Here is a 15686-nt window from a genome sequence, read left to right on the forward strand (position 1 = left end):
TCCCTTTTGACGTGTGGCGGCGATAACAGCATAATTATAGGAGGTAATAAATTTAGACTCTAAATTTAATCTTATCGAGCCTGAGGAGGCCCTCATGACGGTACGCGTCGGTATTAATGGTTTTGGTCGCATTGGCCGCAACTTCCTGCGAGCAGCGCTTCAGCACGGCGAAGGTTTTGAGGTTGTTGCGGTTAACGACCTCGGCGACCCCGCGCAGCTGGCGCACCTGCTCAAGTACGACTCCGTCGCCGGGCGCCTGGGCGAGAAGGTCTCCGTTGAAGACGGGAACCTCAACGTTGGCGGCCGCACCATCCGCGTCCTCGCCGAGCGCGATCCGGCCAACCTGCCCTGGGCCGAACTGGACGTTGACATTGTCATCGAATCCACCGGCTTCTTCACCAAGGCCGAGGATGCCCGGAAGCATATCTCCGCCGGCGCCAAGAAGGTCCTGATCTCCGCACCGGCCAAGGGCGACGCATTCACCGTGGTCATGGGCGTGAACGACGGCGACTACGACGCCGAGAAGCACGACATCATCTCGAACGCTTCCTGCACCACCAACTGCCTGGGCCCGCTGGCCAAGGTCCTGAACGACGCCTTCGGCATCGAAAAGGGCCTGATGACCACCGTGCACGCCTACACGGCAGACCAGAACCTGCAGGACGGCCCGCACAGCGACCTGCGCCGTGCCCGTGCTGCCGGTGTGAACATGGTTCCGACCTCCACCGGTGCCGCCAAGGCCATCGGCGTGGTCCTGCCGGAGCTCAAGGGCAAGCTGGACGGCTTCGCCATCCGCGTTCCCGTCCCCACCGGCTCCGTCACTGACCTGACGGTCACGCTGGAGAAGGAAGCAACGGTCGAGCAGATCAACGCCGTCTACGCCAAGGCTGCGCAGGACCCGCGCTGGGCCGGCATCCTCACGTACACCGAGGACCCGATTGTCTCCTCCGACATCGTTGGCGACCCGTCCTCCTGCATCTTCGACTCCGGTCTGACCCGCGTCATGGGCAACCAGGTCAAGGTTGTGGGCTGGTACGACAACGAGTGGGGCTACTCCAACCGCCTCGTGGACCTGACCGCTCTGGTTGCTTCCAAGCTGAGCTAGTTCTGGTGTTATCCGCGGTCTAACTGCGCAGAAAGCGTCCGGCCCCCGCGGTCGGGCGCTTTTTTGTGCCCGACGGCGGGTGTGCAAAGATCCACTCCCGGACTGCCCGGCGTCGCGCCGGCTACTCGGCGTCGTGCCGGGCGACCGGGCGGATCTCGACGGGGGAGTGGGAGGCGAGCAGTCCGCAGGCCTCCGCCAGTCCGTCGTGGTCTTCGGTCTCCACCAGATAGAAACCGCTGAGCTGCTCGGCGGAATCGGTGGGCGGGCCCTCGCTGATCACGGGCCGGCCAGCGACCCGCCGGACGGTCGTCGCCGTCCTGGACGGGGCAAGCTCCGCCCCTCCGGTCATCGTGTGCCCGCCCTCTTCCAATCGGCGGGCGAATTCCCGGTGCAGGTCATAGACCGCCTCCCGCTCAGCGTCGCTGAGCCCCTCCCAGGCGTCCTCGTTGTCGGGCAGCAGGATCAGGTATTCATCCAATGTGGCCTCCTCGTCGGAAAACCGTTCATGCCGAACATTTGCAGCCGGCACACGGTCTCAGGAGCACCATAGTCCAAGGGCACAGCAGAACACCCGCAGATTTCCGGTGTGGCCGGGCGGCGGGGATGGGCCGGGAGGCGCCGTTCTGTCCCCACCGCCCTTGTTTCCGCGAGCCGGGGGTGCCCACAATGAGGCAAAAGGCCTGCGACGAGGCAAGACCAGGCAAGACGAGGCAAACGGCACCGCGACGCTTTCCCCTGATAGGACAGACAACATGGAGCTCGTTCCGAACAACACCCTCAAATGCGGGAGCCCCGAGGAAGGACGCCAGTTGGCCATTCGGCTGGCGCTTCAGACTTCCTTTGCGATTCAGCCCGATGAACACGTGCAGAGCATCATCCGTGACGCTTATGCAAACAGCCCGGACGGCTTGATAGCGGCTTCCCAAGTGGTGGCCACGGAATTCGCGACGATCGCCGCTGCCAACCACTACTGGCGCTAAGGCTCCCCGCCGATCTGATGCAGGGGACGGGCGGGCCGGCCTCCAGCCTTGACCGTACCGGGACGCCCGGGCAGGGTTGATCGGACGCTGGGATCAGACCGCATCCATTGAGGAGCCCGCCATGTTGCGCATACTTTCCATCGACGGCGGCGGCGTCCGCGGCATCATTCCGATTATTTGGCTGATGCATTTGGAGAGACGGACCGGGCGCAGGACCGCAGACCTCTTTGACCTGATTGTCGGCACCTCGGTCGGCGGAATGATCGCTCTGGCCCTGACCTGCCCCCGCGACGACGGTGAACCGTACAGCGCCAGGGATCTGCGGCACCTGAACTTTGAGAGTGCGAAGGGGATCTTTCCGCGGAACTTCTCCAAGCCAAGCCTGGCGGATTTTCCACGCGGCTCGTCCCTCTACTCGGCCCAGCCCCTGCAGCAATTCCTGGCTGAGGTGCTGGGAAACGCCAAGCTCTCCGAAGCCACTCGTCCCGTCGCGGTGACGACCTGCGACCTGGCCCATACACAGGCGCTGCACTTCTCCGGCGGGGGATTGGACCAGTCGCAGCTGGGTGATGCGCCCATGGCACTCGCGGCCCGTGCCACCGGCTCGCTGCCGCGGTTTTTCCCTCCCGTGACCTACATTGATCCGGCCGGGCAAGCCCGTGAGCTGGTGGACGGCGGGCTGGCCGCCGACGATCCGGCGCTGGTTGCCCACACCCTGGGCCTTTCACTTCCGCAGGACGACGACGGCGTGCTGCTGGTCTCGCTGGGCACCGGCACCTCCGGCGCCTCCGTCGGTCTGCTGCTGAATGCCGAGCAGACTCAGGACACTCCCGATCTCCAGGCTCTTGAACTGGATTTCGCCATGGTCTTCGGCGGGCCGGGCCAGTTGATGCGGGATAACCTGCGGCAGCTGCTTGGCACCAACTACGTGCGGGTCCAGGCCCGGCTGCTGCCGGGAACACACCATGCCTCCAACGACGCCGGAGTCAGGAACCTTCTGGGCCTGGTGGCCAGCGCCGAAAAGATGGCACTGGACTCATCAGCGGAACTCGGTCGCCTCGCCGGCCTGCTGCAGGGTGGGTAATGGATCCTCACCCTCCGGGGGCGGCGGCGGACGGGCCACCCGCCGGGGATCCACAACGGGATCCAAAGTCTCTTGGCTGGATGGAAAGTTACTTGTAGGCTTTCCGGTATGGAAAACGACTTTCGTACCATCCCTACCGCCGACGATGCGGCTGTCTGCCTGAGCGAACTGTCGGGGGACCGCCGCGCGTTGGCGGAAGGCATCTCCATTCCCCGGGTGCTGCTGGCCGCTTACGGCGGTGTCGGCGCGTGGTGGGTTGCCCAGGCGGCCACGGCCAATCCCGGCGCAAATTACGAAACGCCGACCTCCGGCTGGCTGGCCCTCGTCGCCGTGTTGGTCATCGCTCATCTCATCAACCGCGAGACCGGGATCAGGTTCCAAAGCATGGGTGGCGGAGCTGCCCTTGCCGTGGTCGCTATTCTGGTGGTCTGCCTGTCGCTGTTCTCGGTTTCCCTCGGCCTGGTCTCCCTCGGTGCGGGGTGGGCCGTGTCCTTCACCAGCCTGGCGGCCTTTGGACTGGTGGCGTGGCTGGCCGGAGTTGCCTACCGCTCAGCACTGAACCGCCTGCACCATGCCTGAGGCACGCTTCGACAACATCATCCACGCCCCGACGCGGCTACGTATCTGCGGCCTGATGCGGGCCGTCAACCAGATGGATTTCGCGGTGCTCAGGGATTCTCTGGGCATAGCGGACGCCGCCCTGTCGAAGCACCTGAAAACGCTGTCCGACGCCGGATACGTGCGGCTGGCAAAGGCCCCGTCCGCTCACCGCAAAGACGCCCGGCGGCTGACGTGGGTGGGACTCACGCCGGCCGGCCAAGAGGCCTTCGATGCGCACATCCGTGCCCTGCGGGAGATTGCCGGCACAGTCGGCTAGCTGCACTGCAGCTCCTGCTGAACAACCCCTGCACAACCCCTGTTGAACGACCCCTGCTGCAAACTCCTGTCACAAATCCGGTTCGCCCGGTGTCCTATGTGCAAGCCGGCATCGAGCCGGAGGCAGCGAGAGGAAACAGGAGAAGGTCATGCGCACCACAGCAGTTGTTGCAGGCGGCGGATATGCAGGAGTCCTGGCGGCGAATCGGCTGGCCGCCGCGGCAAGGCCCGGGCTCGACGTCGTCCTGGTAAACCCGGGAAAACGCTTCGTGGAGCGGATCAGGCTGCACGAATACACCGCCGGCACCCGCAAGGATCCCACCGTAACCTTCGAATCGGTGCTGCATCCGGCCATCCGCCAGGTTCGGGACGCCGCAGTCCGTATCCATACCGCGGATCGGACCGTGCAGCTGGCCGGCGGCGGGCAGCTGCCGTATGACTACCTGGTGTACGCGGTGGGCTCGGGCGCGGCGCGGGTTCCGGAAGGTGCGCTCGCAATTGAACAGCTGGAAGGCGCGACAGCGGCGCGCACCGAACTGGAAGCCCTGGCACCGGGAGAACACGTGGCGGTGGTGGGCGGCGGCCTTACGGCCATCGAGACGGCAGCGGAAATCGCCCGCGGCTACCCTCAGCTGCGGGTCAGCCTGCACGCCTCGAGTGTGCCGGGCCCGCACTTGGGGGCACCGGCCAGGCAGGGTCTGGAGCGGAGCCTGCGCCGCGCTTCAGTGGACCTGCACACCGGCACCTCCGTTTCGGCAATCGGCGACATGCGCGCGAGCCTGGATGCCGCCGTCGTGCTTTGGAGCGCCGGTTTTGGTGTTCCGGACCTTGCGGCGGTCAGCGGCCTGCCGGTCGACGATGCCGGCCGGCTGCGCGTGGATCCGGCCCTGCGGGTGCCCGGAGCGGACCGGATCTACGGTGCCGGAGATGCTGCGGTGATCACCGGCAGCGGTTACGCCTACCTGCGGATGAGCTGCGCAGCGGCGATGCCGATGGGCGCAGACGCGGCCACCAATATCCTTCGGTCGCTGGATGGCCGGCCGGCAGTCCTGCACGACAGCGGATTCGGCGGCCAGTGCGTTAGTCTGGGCCGCAGCGACGGCATGGTCCAGTTTGTCGCCGCGGATGACACGCCGCTCCGCCTGCATTTGCACGGCAGGACGGCGGCGGTCCTGAAGGAGATTATCTGCCGGATGACGCTGCGCTGGATCCGCAGCGAAGCCAAACGGAGCGGAGCGTACACATGGCTCAAGGGCCCGAGCACAACGCGGGAGGCCGCGGCGGCAGCGATGGACTCGGCGGCGCGGACCTGACCCGCGACGCCAATTTCCTGACCCACCGGGGCATGGTGTTCACGATCGCCTACGACATCACCGGTGTGGTCGCCGATGCCGAGGACGTGGTGCAGGAAACCTATCTGCGGTGGCGCGCGGTGCCGGGCCCGGTGGAGAATCCGCGGGCATACCTGGCGCGGATCGCTGCGCGGCAGGCAATGAACCTCCTCCGGTCGGCGGCCCGGCGGCGGGAGGAGTATCCGGGGGAGTGGCTGCCCGAGCCGCTCCCCACCGGACCCGGCGCCGGAGCGCCGGGGTTCACCTCCGATCCGGAGACCGCAGCCCTGACCGCCGCGGAGGTTTCCACGGCCATGCTGGTGGTGCTGCAGACACTGAGCGGACCGGAACGGGCCGCCTTCGTCCTGCACGAGGTCTTCGGCTTCGGCTATCCGGAGATCGCCGAAGCACTGGATGCCGGCCAGCCGGCCGTGCGGCAGCTGGTGCACCGGGCACGGGAACGCGTGCGGACGGGAGTGCCGCGCACGGCGCCGGACGCCGCCGAGCACCGCGCCGTCGTCGGGCGCTTCCTGGAAGCCACCCTGACCGGTTCCGTTCAGGCGCTGCTGGATGTGCTGGCCCCGGATGTGGTGCTGCTGTCCGACGGCGGCGGCAAGGCCAACGCCGCGCTGCGTCCGGTGCACGGGCCGGAGAAGGTGGCCCGGCTGATGCTCGGGCTGGCCTCAAAGTACGCGGCCGGTGCGGTGCCGGAGTTCCTGGAACTCAACGGGCTGCCGGCAGTGGCCTTCCGGGAGGAGGGAACCGTCACCACTGTCTTCCAGATCAGCCTGGCCGGGGAACGGGTCCGCGGCGTTTACTCGATGCGGAATCCGGACAAGCTCGTCCACCTCCAGGGGCCCGCGGTAGGCTGAACCGGGTGACTATTTCCCAGGATCCGAACCGCCGCTGGTCAGACGACGCGATCCGGCGGATCGAGGCCGAAGGCAACCGTTCAGCTGACACCCACCTGTTTGAGATTCCGGTTCCGGCCGGCTGGTCGGTAAAGGTGTACCTCAAAGACGAATCCACGCACCGCACCGGCAGCCTCAAGCACAGGCTCGCCCGGTCCCTGTTCCTCTTTGGCCTGGTCAACGGCTGGATCACCCGCGGCATGACCATCGTGGAGGCCTCCAGCGGCTCCACCGCGGTCTCGGAGGCCTACTTCGCGCAGCTGCTGGATCTGCCGTTCATCGCCGTCATGCCCCGCACCACCAGCGCGGAGAAAATCGCCCTGATCGAGCAGTACAACGGGTCGTGCCACTTCGTTGACGATCCGTCGCAGGTCTATGCGGCCGCCGAGGAGATTGCGCGCAGCACCGGCGGCCACTACATGGACCAGTTCACCTATGCGGAACGGGCCACCGACTGGCGCGGGAACAACAACATTGCGGAGTCCATCTACGGGCAGCTCGCCCTGGAGGAGTCTCCGGTGCCCGAGTGGATCGTCGTGGGCGCCGGCACCGGCGGCACCAGTGCAACGCTCGGCCGCTACATCCGCTATCACCGCCACGCCACCCGGCTGGCAGTGGTGGATCCGGAAAACTCGGTGTTCTACCCGGCGTGGCAGAATCCCGGGGTGCCCGCCGTCGGCGGCCCCTCCCGGATCGAGGGAATCGGCCGGCCGCGCCTGGAACCCAGCTTTGTGCCGGCTGTCATCGACCACATGATCCGGGTTCCCGACGCAGCCTCGGTGGCCGCGGCCCGGCACCTCTTCGACCTTGCCGGCCTGTTTGCCGGGCCCTCCACCGGCACCAACCTTTGGGGCGTGTGGCAGTTGGCGGCCCAGATGGAAGCCGAGGGCCGGACCGGAAGCATCGTGTCCCTGATGTGCGATTCCGGGGACCGGTACGCTGCCTCCTACGGCGACGACGACTGGCTGGCTGCCCGCGGCTTGGATCCCGCTCCGGCAACGGCAGTGCTGGCCGAGCTCTTCGAGACCGGCCGCTGGCCGGCCTAGCAGGAGCGGGAATCAGCTCACGCCCGCCATGTCCTTTTCGGCGGTGCCGATCAGCTTTTCCTCATCGTCGCGGAAGTCGACGGGACGCTTGCCCCGCAGCGCCTTGTTCGGGAGGTAAAACCACAGCGCCACCTGCTCATCCGTCCAGCCCATCCGGCGGCCCAATCGGATGACGTCCTGAACCGCCGGGAGCATGCGGCCGCCGGGCTCGTCGAACTGGAATCCCGGATAGAGGAAGGCCTCCTGGCCGCGGCGCACGGCCAGGATCCCGCCCCTTCCGGTCAGCCGGGAGGCGCGGAGATTGGGCTCGTAGCCGAAGCCGAGGCGCTGCGCGGTTTCCAGAATGGTGTAGAGGCCGTGCTCCCGTCGCATGGTCGACCAGACAGGGTCGGCCTTCTTGCCGGACGGGATGGCAGGGATGGGGCCTGGGGGAGGGGAACTGTGCCGCTGGTGGGTTTCGCGGTCGGTCATGGTTCCACGGTACCGCCGCCGGCGGCGGAGAGGCAGGGCTCATGAGCGTGGGGGCGCAGCTCCCGTCAAAGAGGTCCTCCGCACCGTCAAACCGTCAAATAGGTTCTCCGTGCATCCGGCTGGGATCATGGAAGCATGCGATCACTCAGCCTTCAGGAAGCCACCCGCCTTGCAGAGCAGTCGGCGGCGGTGGCTGCGGGCCATATTCCCTACGGATCCGGGCTGGGTGCGCCGACGTCGTTCACTTTGGCCTGGCTGATGTCGGGTGCGGGCATTGAGGATATTCGGGTGGCCAGCGGGAGTTCAGGGATGGGGGACCACTTCTGGATCGAGACCGCAGAGTGGCGGATTGACCCGACACTGCGCCAGTTCTCGCACCTGAATCACCGGCCGTTGGTGGAGCCGGTCACCGAACCCGGCAATTTCGACGCCGTGAAGTACCACGCCGTTCCGGCCAACCGGGAGGAAGCGGTCCGCGAGGTGTCCTACGGTTTCCGCAACGCTGCCGAGACCGAGGCCTTTGTGAACGAGATGACGGCCGCCGTCAGCCTTTAGCCCCGTCCGGCCGCCCCGCCAGGCAGCCGCCCGGTCAGCACTCGGTTAAGGAGCGGTTCAGGCGTCAGTTCAGTACCGCGTAGCGGAGGAATACCACGCCGTTGCCGAACCGCCGCTCGTCGAGCAGCTTCAGGTCCAGCCGCAGCCCTGCGGGCAGGAAGGCCTTGCCGCCGCCCACGACGACGGGCGAGAGCAGCTGATGCAGCTCATCCACCAGCCCCGCCCGGAGCGCCTGCCCGGCCAGCATTGGGCCGCCCACCGCCAGATCCCGGTCCGAAGCGGCTTTGAGGCGGCGCACGGCGGCCGGATCGAATTCGGATTCCAACCGGGTGTTGGCGCTGCCCACCTCCCTCAGCGACCGGGAGAAGACCACCTTTTCCGAGGCCTGCCAGATCCGGGCATAGTCCTGCAGCACGGCAGGTTCGCCGGCAAGCGGCATGGTTTCCCACGCCACCAACACCTCGTACAGTCTCCGTCCGTAGAGGTGGATGCCGTAGTTCCGTTCCAGATCGTTGACGAAGGCGTGGACTTCCTCGTCCGGAACACTCCAGTCAAAACTGCCGGTCTCGTCGGCCACGTAGCCGTCCAGCGAGGTGATGGCGGAATAGATCAGCTGGCCCATGCCGTGCTCCTTCGTTCACCCGTTGAATTGGCAGCTTGTCCGCCGGCTCAAACCTTGTCCGCCGGCTCAAACCTTGCCTGAGCGGGGCCTGCCTGAATGGGACCATAAGTGGCTCGTCCGGCGGAAGGGCAGGTGCCGCGTGCAGGAGCGCCGTGACCAAACGCCTGCCGGGACCGTGAAAAACTAGAACCATGCAACCCAGTGACACCGTCCAGCCGATAGTCCTGCTCGTGGATAAGGAGGACCCCGCCGCGCATCTTGACGCCGTGGCTGCGGCAGCAGCGGCCAGCGTGAGCGCGTACGCGCGGCGGGAAAGTGATGACGCGTGGGAAAACTGGGTGTTTGGGCGGTTCACGAAGACGGTCCGCCGGGCCGGACCGAAGGCCTTTGAGAAGCTGGCCGCCCACGCGCCGTCGGGGACCGTCGTCGTCGGCCAGGCAAAGGCCGTCGCCTTTGAACCGGTAACTTACGAGGAGATGCCCAAGGCGCTGCGGGCGCTGCAGGTCTCCGGCACCCAACTGCCCGACGGTGAGCCGGCCCCCGGCACTGCGGACGCTCCGGTGATTGTCCTGAACGCGGACTTGGAAATGTCCACGGGCAAGGCAGGCGCCCAGGCAGCCCACGCGCTGCTCACCTGGTATCTGACGCTTTCCACGGAGGAGCGGATCAGCTGGTGCGACGGCGGCTGCCGGGCCAGGGTCCGGCCAGCCGCCGGGGCCGACTTTTCGGCGCTCGCCGCTGCTGCCGGTGCGGGGCCGCTGATCGTGGATGCCGGCCTGACCGAGATCGCTCCCAATACGGCCACCGCGTTTGTGGCGGCCCCGGTGGCCCCCGCGGCCCCCGCGACGTAGCCGGCGGCCCCGGGGGCGTAGGAGGTCAGGCGCGCGGCTGTCAGGCGAGGCGGCTGCGGACGATCTCGCTGACGGCCTTGCCGTCAAAGCGTCCGGCCACTTTGGCCGTCACGGGCTTCATAACCGCACCCATCTGGCGCATCGACAGTTCCGTGCCGGCTGCTTTCAGCTCGGTAATGACGTCGTCCACGATGGTCTCGACATCAGCGGCGGTCAGCGGCGCGGGCAGGTACGCCTCGATGATTTCCGCCTCAGTGATCTCGGCCGTGGCGCGCTCCTTCTCGCCGGCGTCGAGGTAGATGCCGGCGGTGTCGCGCCGCTTGGCCGCTTCCTTCTGCAGCAGGGCAAGGACCTGCACGTCGTCGAGCTCCACGGGCGTCTTTCCTGACTTCTCCCGGGTCTCGATCTCACCGAGCACGTTGCGCACCGTCATCAGTGCGGTGCGGTTGCCCGCCTTCATGTGGGCCTTTACGTCTGCCTGGAGCTGCTCTTTGAGTGTCATGGGGTCTCATTTCCGATCGGAGAACATCGTTGGTGTTCCTTCCATGATCTCGCGGAAGCGTGCGTTGACGCTCACTGCTCTGCCGACGCGTCCCTGCGCGGAACGCTTTCGGCGGCCGCGCAGACCCGCCGGGTCCGTTCGGCCAGGGCATCCAGGTCTCCGCCCGGGGACAGCGCATCGCCCAGGAGGGATCCGCCGAGCCCGACGGCTGTGGCACCCGCAGCAAGCCAGCCGGCCGTTTCAGCGAGGCTGAGGGAACCGGCGGGGATCACATCAATGTGCGGAAGCGGCGCCAGGACGGCGGCAAGATAGGCCGTTCCGAGGGGGCCGGCGGGAAACAGCGTGACCGCGCTGGCCCCCGCCCGCCAAGCGAGCTGGATTTCGCTGGGGGTCAGGGCGCCGGGATGGCTGGCCAGCCCCAGGTTCCGGGCAGCATGGATGACATCGGTGGCGGTGTGCGGGGCGACGATAAACCGTGCGCCGGCATCGGCCGCCCGCAGTGCCTCACCGGGCGTCATCACGGTCCCCAACCCGACATCGACTCCGGCCGGCAGCCGTCCGGCGAGGCGTTCGACGGCGTCGAGGGCTCCCTTGGTGGTCGTTGCCACTTCCAGGCAGCGGATGCCGTTGGCCACCAGAATGTCTGCCGCTGCGTTCATCCGGCTCGAATCCTGGGCGCGGAGGACGGCAATAATCCGCGTCCGCAGCAGGGCGCCGCTCAGGGGAACCCGGCGGAAGTTGAACGGGGCGGCCGGGGTGCTCATCGGCCAGCCGGAGGCGCCTCGGGCAGTTTTTCCCCGGCTTCGACGGGTACCCCGATGATGTTGCTGCCCACCGGCATGGGGCAGGTGCCGTACGGCGTGAACGCGCTTGGATAGTTCACCGCACGATTGAAATCCACAGTGACCGCTGACGTTCCCGGCTGAGGCGCGGCGAAAGCGACTTTGCGCCAACCGGCGGTGCTCTGGTTGTTGGTCGGATCGTGGAAGGTGAGCTCCAGCCGGTCCGGACCGTCGGCGCTCAGCTGCAGCCGGTATTCCTTCTCTGCCCCGGGGAGCCGGAGAGCCAGTTCACCCACCGTCCGGTGCACTCCGTCCACGGCGGGGGAAGCGGTCCGGATCGGAACGTCCACCGGACGGGGATAAGCGTCGAAGCGTGCATCGACGACCAGATCCGGGCGGAACTCGAAGGTGGGCACTCCGCGGAATCCGGTGAACACCGGCGATGCCGCATCACGGGTCCGAATCGCGTAGCGTCCGCCCCGCCGGGCCAGCTCCACCACAACCTGTCCGCCGTCGCTGCCGCCGAAGCGGACCCACAGCAGCGATTCCTCGTCGGCGAGCGTTGCCGTGACGGTACCGTCAACCGGAGTTCCCGCGGCTGCCAGGGTGAGTCCGTCCTCCACAGATGCCGACAGCACGGCTTTCGCCTCAGAGCCGGACCAAAGCCCCGGGACGTGTTCCACCGGCGCAGGATCCGCCGTCAGCCAGTGCAGTGATGTCAGCGTCAGCCAGCCGTGCTCCTGCCCCAGCTCGCGGTCACGGTCGCTGCGGAAGCGGCGCCACTCTGCCAAAGCCTCATCCGTGGGGTTGCGCATGGTTCCTCCTGTTGTACGGATTTGGGTTGTACGGCCGACTTGGGCAGTTTAGCGGGCCTGTTTGTAGGATGAGGCATGGAAAATCACGATTCAGCGCCTTTACTTGCCCAGCTCCGCAACCGTCAGACGGAACTCGTGGCCGCTCTCGCCGTCGAAACCAGTACCTCCCGCCTCGCCGCGCTGAGCACTGAGCTGGAAAGCGTCCTGGAACAGATCCAGCAGCACGACCGGCAGGCGCCGTAACCGCGATCACACCGTACGGATCACTTCACCAAAGAGAATTACCGCGGCGCAATTGCGATTAGGCTGGACCCGGACTGCACCATTTCAGGTTGAACGGTTCACACTAATCACCATATGTTTCCGGGGGAGCATGCTCAATTTTCTTGATCCGTCATTCAAGGCTTTTTCTGCGCCGCTCCTGATTAAGCTGTATTACGGTCTGTGCACCGGGCTGCTCACGGTGGCTTGGCTGATGATGCTCATAGTGGGGCTGCTGAACAATTACGTGGCCGGCGCAATTGTGCTGATCCTGGGTCCTGTTCTTGTTCTTTTCCTGCTGCTTGGAACGCGGATTGTTTGCGAGTGGATTATCGCCACAATTTTGATTGCTGAGAATACCGAGAAGCTCGTGGAATTGATGGGTTCGACGTCAGCGCCTGCGCCTGCCGAAGGGGCAATGTTTGGCAGCGGGCCGCTGCAGCGTTACCTGTCCGCTCCGCCGCTGCGGCCTACGGCGTGACCCGCCGAATATGAGGTGTGGCACACAGCGGATAGTGTTGGTTGGTCCCATCTAAGGAAAGGCCACCATGCACGACCGGATTCACCACGAAGGACTGCTTCAGCGCAGAATGTCTGCCGAGCAGGCAGCGGCGCTTATTAGACCTGGCATGACTGTGGCGATGAGCGGTTTCACCGGAGCCGGCTATCCCAAGGCCGTGCCCCAGGCTCTCGCCGTGCAGATGGAAGAGGCGCATGCCCGCGGCGAGGAATTCCAGATCAAGGTCCTTACCGGCGCCTCCACCGCTCCCGAGCTCGACGGCGTGCTCGCGAAGGCCGGCGGCATGGAACTGCGGCTGCCGTACCAGTCCGATCCGACGCTGCGGAAGCGGATTAACGACGGCGAACTCGAGTACATCGACATCCACCTCGGGCATGTGGCCCAGTACACCTGGTTCGGCTTCTACGGCCACGTGGACCTGGCGGTGATCGAGGTCGTTGGCATCAACGAAGATGGCTCCCTCATTCCGTCCTCCTCCGTGGGCAACAACAAGACCTGGATCGAACAGGCGGACAAGATCATCCTGGAGGTCAACGTCCAGCAGTCGGCCCAGATGGACGGCATGCACGACGTCTACTACGGAACGGCACTGCCGCCGCACCGCAAGCCGATCATGCTGGTCAACCCGGATGACCGGATCGGGGAGCCCTACCTGCGGCTGGACCCGGACAAGGTGATCGCCGTCGTCGAGACCGATGCCCCGGACCGGATGACGCCCTTCGCCGCCCCGGACGAAACCTCCCAGCAGATCGCCGCCCACCTGATCGATTTCTTCGGCGACGAGATCAAGGCCGGCCGGCTGACCGACAAGCTGCTGCCGCTGCAGTCCGGTGTCGGCAACATCGCCAACGCCGTCCTCGGCGGGCTGGCCTCCTCCGGCTATACCGGGCTGACCGCCTACACCGAAGTCATCCAGGACGGGATGCTGCACCTGATCCGCGACGGCGTGATCCGCGTGGCCTCCGCCACCTCCTTCTCGCTGAGCCCGGCCGGAATCGAAGAGTTCAACTCCAACATCGAGTTCTACCGCAAGCGCATCATCCTGCGCACCCAGGAGATCTCCAACCATCCTGAACTGATCCGCCGGCTCGGCTGCATCGCCATGAACGGCATGATCGAGGCGGACCTCTACGGCAACGTGAACTCCACCCATGTGGCTGGCACCGCCATGATGAACGGGATCGGCGGCTCCGGCGACTTTGCCCGCAACGGGTTCCTCTCCGCCTTCCTGTCCCCGAGCACTGCCAAGGGCGGCAAAATCTCGGGCATCGTGCCGATGGTCAGCCATGTGGACCACACCGAGCACGACACCATGCTGGTTGTCACCGAACGCGGTCTCGCGGACCTGCGCGGGCTCTCGCCCAAACAGCGCGCGCGGACCATCATCGACAAGTGTGCACACCCGGACTTCCAGCCCCTGCTGCAGGACTACTTCGACCGGGCCTGCCGGGAGAGCTTCGGCAAGCACACCCCGCACCTGCTCGACGAAGCACTGTCCTGGCACCAGCGGTTCGTGGAAACCGGGGACAGCCGCGTCCAGACACCGGCCTCCGCCTGACGGCACGTGTAACCGGGAGCTGACCTGGCACGCGGGATCTGCGTCCCGCGTGCTAGAAAGCTCAGATGAGTGAAAGCAGAAACCGGCGGGCCGGGCGCCGCGCAGCAGCGGCGCCCCTGACACTGTGGGCCGCGGCCGCCGTCGTCGTCCTTGTCGCATTGAACCTGCGGGCCGGCGCGACGTCGGTCGGGCCGGTGCTGGCGGAACTGCAGTCCGCGCTGGGGATGGGGTCCGCGCTGGCCGGAGTCCTGACGGCGCTGCCCGGGCTGACCTTCGCCGTCGTCGGTGCCCTGGCCGTTGCGTTGGCCCGGCGGGCCGGACTCAACGGAACCATTGCCGCGGGCGTGGCGATTGTCGCTGCGGGTCTGCTGCTGCGCTCGGTCGTGGATTCAGCCGTGCCGTTCCTGCTGCTGACGGCTCTGGCTTTTGCCGGCATGGCCGTGGGCAACATTCTTGTTCCCGCGTTCATCAAGCGGCACGGGGGAACGCGGACCGCTTTGCTGAACTCCGTCTACGGCACCACCTTGGCCGTCGGCGCAACACTGCCGCTGCTGATCGCGGCTCCGCTGGCGGCGAGCGGGCCGGACGGCTGGCAGGTCAGTCTCCGGGTCTGGGGTGCGACGGCACTGGTTGCCGTGGTGCCGTGGACCGTGATCGCGTTCCGCGGCCGGCGTTCGCGGACCGAAAGCACCGGCACTGACGGCGGCACCGAAGGGTTGGCGTCCGCGCCCGACGGCGGCACTGCAGGGTTGGCGTCCGACGGCGGCCGGCTGCGCCTGACCTCGTCGCGGACTGCCGTGGCGCTGTGCGTGTATTTCGGCGTGCAGTCCATGAACGCCTATGTCCAGTTTGGCTGGGTGGCGCAGATCTACCGGGACGCCGGACTCAGCCAGACACAGGCAGGTTTCATGATGGCGATCATTGCCGCGCTGGGAATTCCCGGCGGCCTGATCATGCCCGCCCTCGTGGCGCGGGCTCCGGGTCTCCGTTTTTATGTCGCCGCGCTGGCCGCCGCCACCGGAGCCGGTTATCTCGGTCTGCTGCTGGCCCCTGACACCGTGCCCTGGCTGTGGGCGCTGCTGCTCGGTGCCGGCGGTTTTGCCTTCCCGACTGCGCTGGCCCTCATTACGGGACGTTCCCGGGATCCGCGGGTGACGGCGGAACTTTCCGGTTTTTGCCAGCCGGTGGGCTACCTCCTGGCTGCCGTTGGGCCGTTTGCCATCGGTGCCCTGCACGCAGCGACGGAAAGCTGGGCCCTGCCGCTTATCATCCTGATCGGCTTCTCGGTGGCCATGGCCGCTGCCGGGGTGGCCGCAGCGGCCCCGCGGTTTGTGGATGACCAGCTGAGCCGGAATCCGGCCCAAGGGACCTAGCGGTCTCCGCGCAGGACGTAGCTGCCCAAGGGGCTTAGCAGTC

The 15686-nt window shown here is 66.6% G+C and carries 20 protein-coding genes; 14 read left to right on the top strand and 6 right to left on the bottom strand.

Features of this window, described 5'->3' with window-relative positions; genetic code table 11:
• The first annotated feature begins 94 nt into the window (after window positions 1–94).
• Complete coding sequence (gene gap, locus QNO08_RS02015) at window positions 95–1105, top strand: type I glyceraldehyde-3-phosphate dehydrogenase (RefSeq protein WP_229968376.1); 1011 nt, start codon at window positions 95–97, stop codon at window positions 1103–1105.
• A 121-nt stretch (window positions 1106–1226) separates the two neighbouring features.
• On the opposite strand, the gene QNO08_RS02020 is transcribed toward gap, so the two are convergent.
• On the bottom strand, window positions 1227–1583 hold the full coding sequence (locus QNO08_RS02020) for a YciI family protein (protein ID WP_229968378.1): 357 nt from the start codon (window positions 1581–1583) through the stop codon (window positions 1227–1229).
• Between the two features lie 274 nt (window positions 1584–1857).
• On the opposite strand from QNO08_RS02020, the gene QNO08_RS02025 reads away from it, so the two are divergent.
• The 7 genes from QNO08_RS02025 (at window position 1858) to QNO08_RS02055 (ending at window position 7333) form a co-directional block, all read left to right on the top strand.
• Entirely contained in the window at window positions 1858–2085 is a 228-nt protein-coding gene (locus QNO08_RS02025; protein ID WP_229968380.1) for a hexameric tyrosine-coordinated heme protein, read from the top strand.
• 121 nt (window positions 2086–2206) lie between these two features.
• Window positions 2207–3169, top strand: coding sequence for a patatin-like phospholipase family protein (locus tag QNO08_RS02030; protein WP_229968382.1), 963 nt, complete (start codon window positions 2207–2209; stop codon window positions 3167–3169).
• A 108-nt stretch (window positions 3170–3277) separates the two neighbouring features.
• A complete protein-coding gene (locus QNO08_RS02035) occupies window positions 3278–3748 on the top strand; it encodes a hypothetical protein (protein ID WP_229968384.1) in 471 nt (156 codons plus the stop codon).
• Window positions 3741–4046, top strand: a complete 306-nt coding sequence (locus QNO08_RS02040; RefSeq protein WP_229968386.1) for a transcriptional regulator — start codon at window positions 3741–3743, stop codon at window positions 4044–4046. Before QNO08_RS02035 ends, QNO08_RS02040 begins: the two co-directional genes overlap by 8 nt.
• Window positions 4047–4194: 148 nt before the next feature.
• Window positions 4195–5358 (top strand): NAD(P)/FAD-dependent oxidoreductase, encoded by a 1164-nt coding sequence (locus QNO08_RS02045; protein WP_229968388.1) that lies wholly within the window; start codon window positions 4195–4197, stop codon window positions 5356–5358.
• The gene (gene sigJ / locus QNO08_RS02050) at window positions 5289–6248 is read left to right on the top strand and encodes an RNA polymerase sigma factor SigJ (protein ID WP_229968389.1); all 960 of its coding nucleotides are present in this window, start codon (window positions 5289–5291) and stop codon (window positions 6246–6248) included. Before QNO08_RS02045 ends, sigJ begins: the two co-directional genes overlap by 70 nt.
• 5 nt (window positions 6249–6253) lie before the next feature.
• Entirely contained in the window at window positions 6254–7333 is a 1080-nt protein-coding gene (locus tag QNO08_RS02055) for a PLP-dependent cysteine synthase family protein (RefSeq protein WP_284016198.1), read from the top strand.
• Between the two features lie 12 nt (window positions 7334–7345).
• On the opposite strand, the gene QNO08_RS02060 is transcribed toward QNO08_RS02055, so the two are convergent.
• Window positions 7346–7804, bottom strand: coding sequence for a hypothetical protein (locus QNO08_RS02060; RefSeq protein ID WP_229968391.1), 459 nt, complete (start codon window positions 7802–7804; stop codon window positions 7346–7348).
• Between the two features lie 135 nt (window positions 7805–7939).
• Here QNO08_RS02060 and QNO08_RS02065 point away from each other — a divergent pair, with 135 nt between their 5' ends.
• A complete protein-coding gene (locus QNO08_RS02065) occupies window positions 7940–8359 on the top strand; it encodes a hypothetical protein (RefSeq protein WP_229968393.1) in 420 nt (139 codons plus the stop codon).
• Window positions 8360–8423: 64 nt separating this feature from the next.
• On the opposite strand, the gene QNO08_RS02070 is transcribed toward QNO08_RS02065, so the two are convergent.
• Complete coding sequence (locus QNO08_RS02070; protein WP_229968396.1) at window positions 8424–8981, bottom strand: dihydrofolate reductase family protein; 558 nt, start codon at window positions 8979–8981, stop codon at window positions 8424–8426.
• A 191-nt stretch (window positions 8982–9172) separates the two neighbouring features.
• On the opposite strand from QNO08_RS02070, the gene QNO08_RS02075 reads away from it, so the two are divergent.
• Window positions 9173–9832 carry an aminoacyl-tRNA hydrolase gene (locus tag QNO08_RS02075; RefSeq protein ID WP_229968398.1) on the top strand — a complete coding sequence of 220 codons (660 nt, stop codon included), beginning with the start codon at window positions 9173–9175 and terminating at the stop codon, window positions 9830–9832.
• Window positions 9833–9872: 40 nt separating this feature from the next.
• Here the strand turns inward: QNO08_RS02075 and QNO08_RS02080 are convergent, their stop codons facing one another.
• The 3 genes from QNO08_RS02080 to QNO08_RS02090 form a co-directional block, all read right to left on the bottom strand.
• A complete protein-coding gene (locus QNO08_RS02080) occupies window positions 9873–10334 on the bottom strand; it encodes a GatB/YqeY domain-containing protein (protein WP_229968400.1) in 462 nt (153 codons plus the stop codon).
• Window positions 10335–10405: 71 nt separating this feature from the next.
• The gene (locus QNO08_RS02085; protein WP_229968402.1) at window positions 10406–11098 is read right to left on the bottom strand and encodes a bifunctional 4-hydroxy-2-oxoglutarate aldolase/2-dehydro-3-deoxy-phosphogluconate aldolase; all 693 of its coding nucleotides are present in this window, start codon (window positions 11096–11098) and stop codon (window positions 10406–10408) included.
• Window positions 11095–11931 (bottom strand): DUF1684 domain-containing protein, encoded by an 837-nt coding sequence (locus QNO08_RS02090; RefSeq protein ID WP_229968404.1) that lies wholly within the window; start codon window positions 11929–11931, stop codon window positions 11095–11097. Before QNO08_RS02090 ends, QNO08_RS02085 begins: the two co-directional genes overlap by 4 nt.
• A gap of 75 nt (window positions 11932–12006) precedes the next feature.
• On the opposite strand from QNO08_RS02090, the gene QNO08_RS02095 reads away from it, so the two are divergent.
• The 4 genes from QNO08_RS02095 (at window position 12007) to QNO08_RS02110 (ending at window position 15643) form a co-directional block, all read left to right on the top strand.
• Window positions 12007–12174, top strand: a complete 168-nt coding sequence (locus QNO08_RS02095) for a hypothetical protein (protein ID WP_229968423.1) — start codon at window positions 12007–12009, stop codon at window positions 12172–12174.
• A gap of 130 nt (window positions 12175–12304) precedes the next feature.
• Window positions 12305–12673: a DUF4282 domain-containing protein gene (locus tag QNO08_RS02100; RefSeq protein WP_229968424.1), complete on the top strand. Its 369-nt coding sequence runs from the start codon at window positions 12305–12307 to the stop codon at window positions 12671–12673.
• Window positions 12674–12740: 67 nt separating this feature from the next.
• Window positions 12741–14270, top strand: coding sequence for a succinyl-CoA:acetate CoA-transferase ScpC (gene scpC / locus QNO08_RS02105; protein WP_229968426.1), 1530 nt, complete (start codon window positions 12741–12743; stop codon window positions 14268–14270).
• Between the two features lie 65 nt (window positions 14271–14335).
• Window positions 14336–15643 (top strand): MFS transporter, encoded by a 1308-nt coding sequence (locus tag QNO08_RS02110; protein WP_229968428.1) that lies wholly within the window; start codon window positions 14336–14338, stop codon window positions 15641–15643.
• The last annotated feature ends 43 nt before the right edge of the window (window positions 15644–15686 follow it).

Source organism: Arthrobacter sp. zg-Y820, from assembly GCF_030142155.1.
Taxonomy (GTDB): Bacteria; Actinomycetota; Actinomycetes; order Actinomycetales; family Micrococcaceae; genus Arthrobacter_B.

Bases quoted from the DNA above. Each gene is read 5' to 3' on its own strand.
- gap (WP_229968376.1), top strand. From the start codon at position 95: ATGACGGTACGCGTCGGTATTAATGGTTTTGGTCGCATTGGCCGCAAC.
- QNO08_RS02025 (WP_229968380.1), top strand. From the start codon at position 1,858: ATGGAGCTCGTTCCGAACAACACCCTCAAATGCGGGAGCCCCGAGGAA.
- QNO08_RS02030 (WP_229968382.1), top strand. From the start codon at position 2,207: ATGTTGCGCATACTTTCCATCGACGGCGGCGGCGTCCGCGGCATCATT.
- QNO08_RS02035 (WP_229968384.1), top strand. From the start codon at position 3,278: ATGGAAAACGACTTTCGTACCATCCCTACCGCCGACGATGCGGCTGTC.
- QNO08_RS02040 (WP_229968386.1), top strand. From the start codon at position 3,741: ATGCCTGAGGCACGCTTCGACAACATCATCCACGCCCCGACGCGGCTA.
- QNO08_RS02045 (WP_229968388.1), top strand. From the start codon at position 4,195: ATGCGCACCACAGCAGTTGTTGCAGGCGGCGGATATGCAGGAGTCCTG.
- sigJ (WP_229968389.1), top strand. From the start codon at position 5,289: ATGGCTCAAGGGCCCGAGCACAACGCGGGAGGCCGCGGCGGCAGCGAT.
- QNO08_RS02060 (WP_229968391.1), bottom strand. From the start codon at position 7,804: ATGACCGACCGCGAAACCCACCAGCGGCACAGTTCCCCTCCCCCAGGC.
- QNO08_RS02065 (WP_229968393.1), top strand. From the start codon at position 7,940: ATGCGATCACTCAGCCTTCAGGAAGCCACCCGCCTTGCAGAGCAGTCG.
- QNO08_RS02070 (WP_229968396.1), bottom strand. From the start codon at position 8,981: ATGGGCCAGCTGATCTATTCCGCCATCACCTCGCTGGACGGCTACGTG.
- QNO08_RS02075 (WP_229968398.1), top strand. From the start codon at position 9,173: ATGCAACCCAGTGACACCGTCCAGCCGATAGTCCTGCTCGTGGATAAG.
- QNO08_RS02080 (WP_229968400.1), bottom strand. From the start codon at position 10,334: ATGACACTCAAAGAGCAGCTCCAGGCAGACGTAAAGGCCCACATGAAG.
- QNO08_RS02085 (WP_229968402.1), bottom strand. From the start codon at position 11,098: ATGAGCACCCCGGCCGCCCCGTTCAACTTCCGCCGGGTTCCCCTGAGC.
- QNO08_RS02090 (WP_229968404.1), bottom strand. From the start codon at position 11,931: ATGCGCAACCCCACGGATGAGGCTTTGGCAGAGTGGCGCCGCTTCCGC.
- QNO08_RS02095 (WP_229968423.1), top strand. From the start codon at position 12,007: ATGGAAAATCACGATTCAGCGCCTTTACTTGCCCAGCTCCGCAACCGT.
- QNO08_RS02100 (WP_229968424.1), top strand. From the start codon at position 12,305: ATGCTCAATTTTCTTGATCCGTCATTCAAGGCTTTTTCTGCGCCGCTC.
- scpC (WP_229968426.1), top strand. From the start codon at position 12,741: ATGCACGACCGGATTCACCACGAAGGACTGCTTCAGCGCAGAATGTCT.
- QNO08_RS02110 (WP_229968428.1), top strand. From the start codon at position 14,336: ATGAGTGAAAGCAGAAACCGGCGGGCCGGGCGCCGCGCAGCAGCGGCG.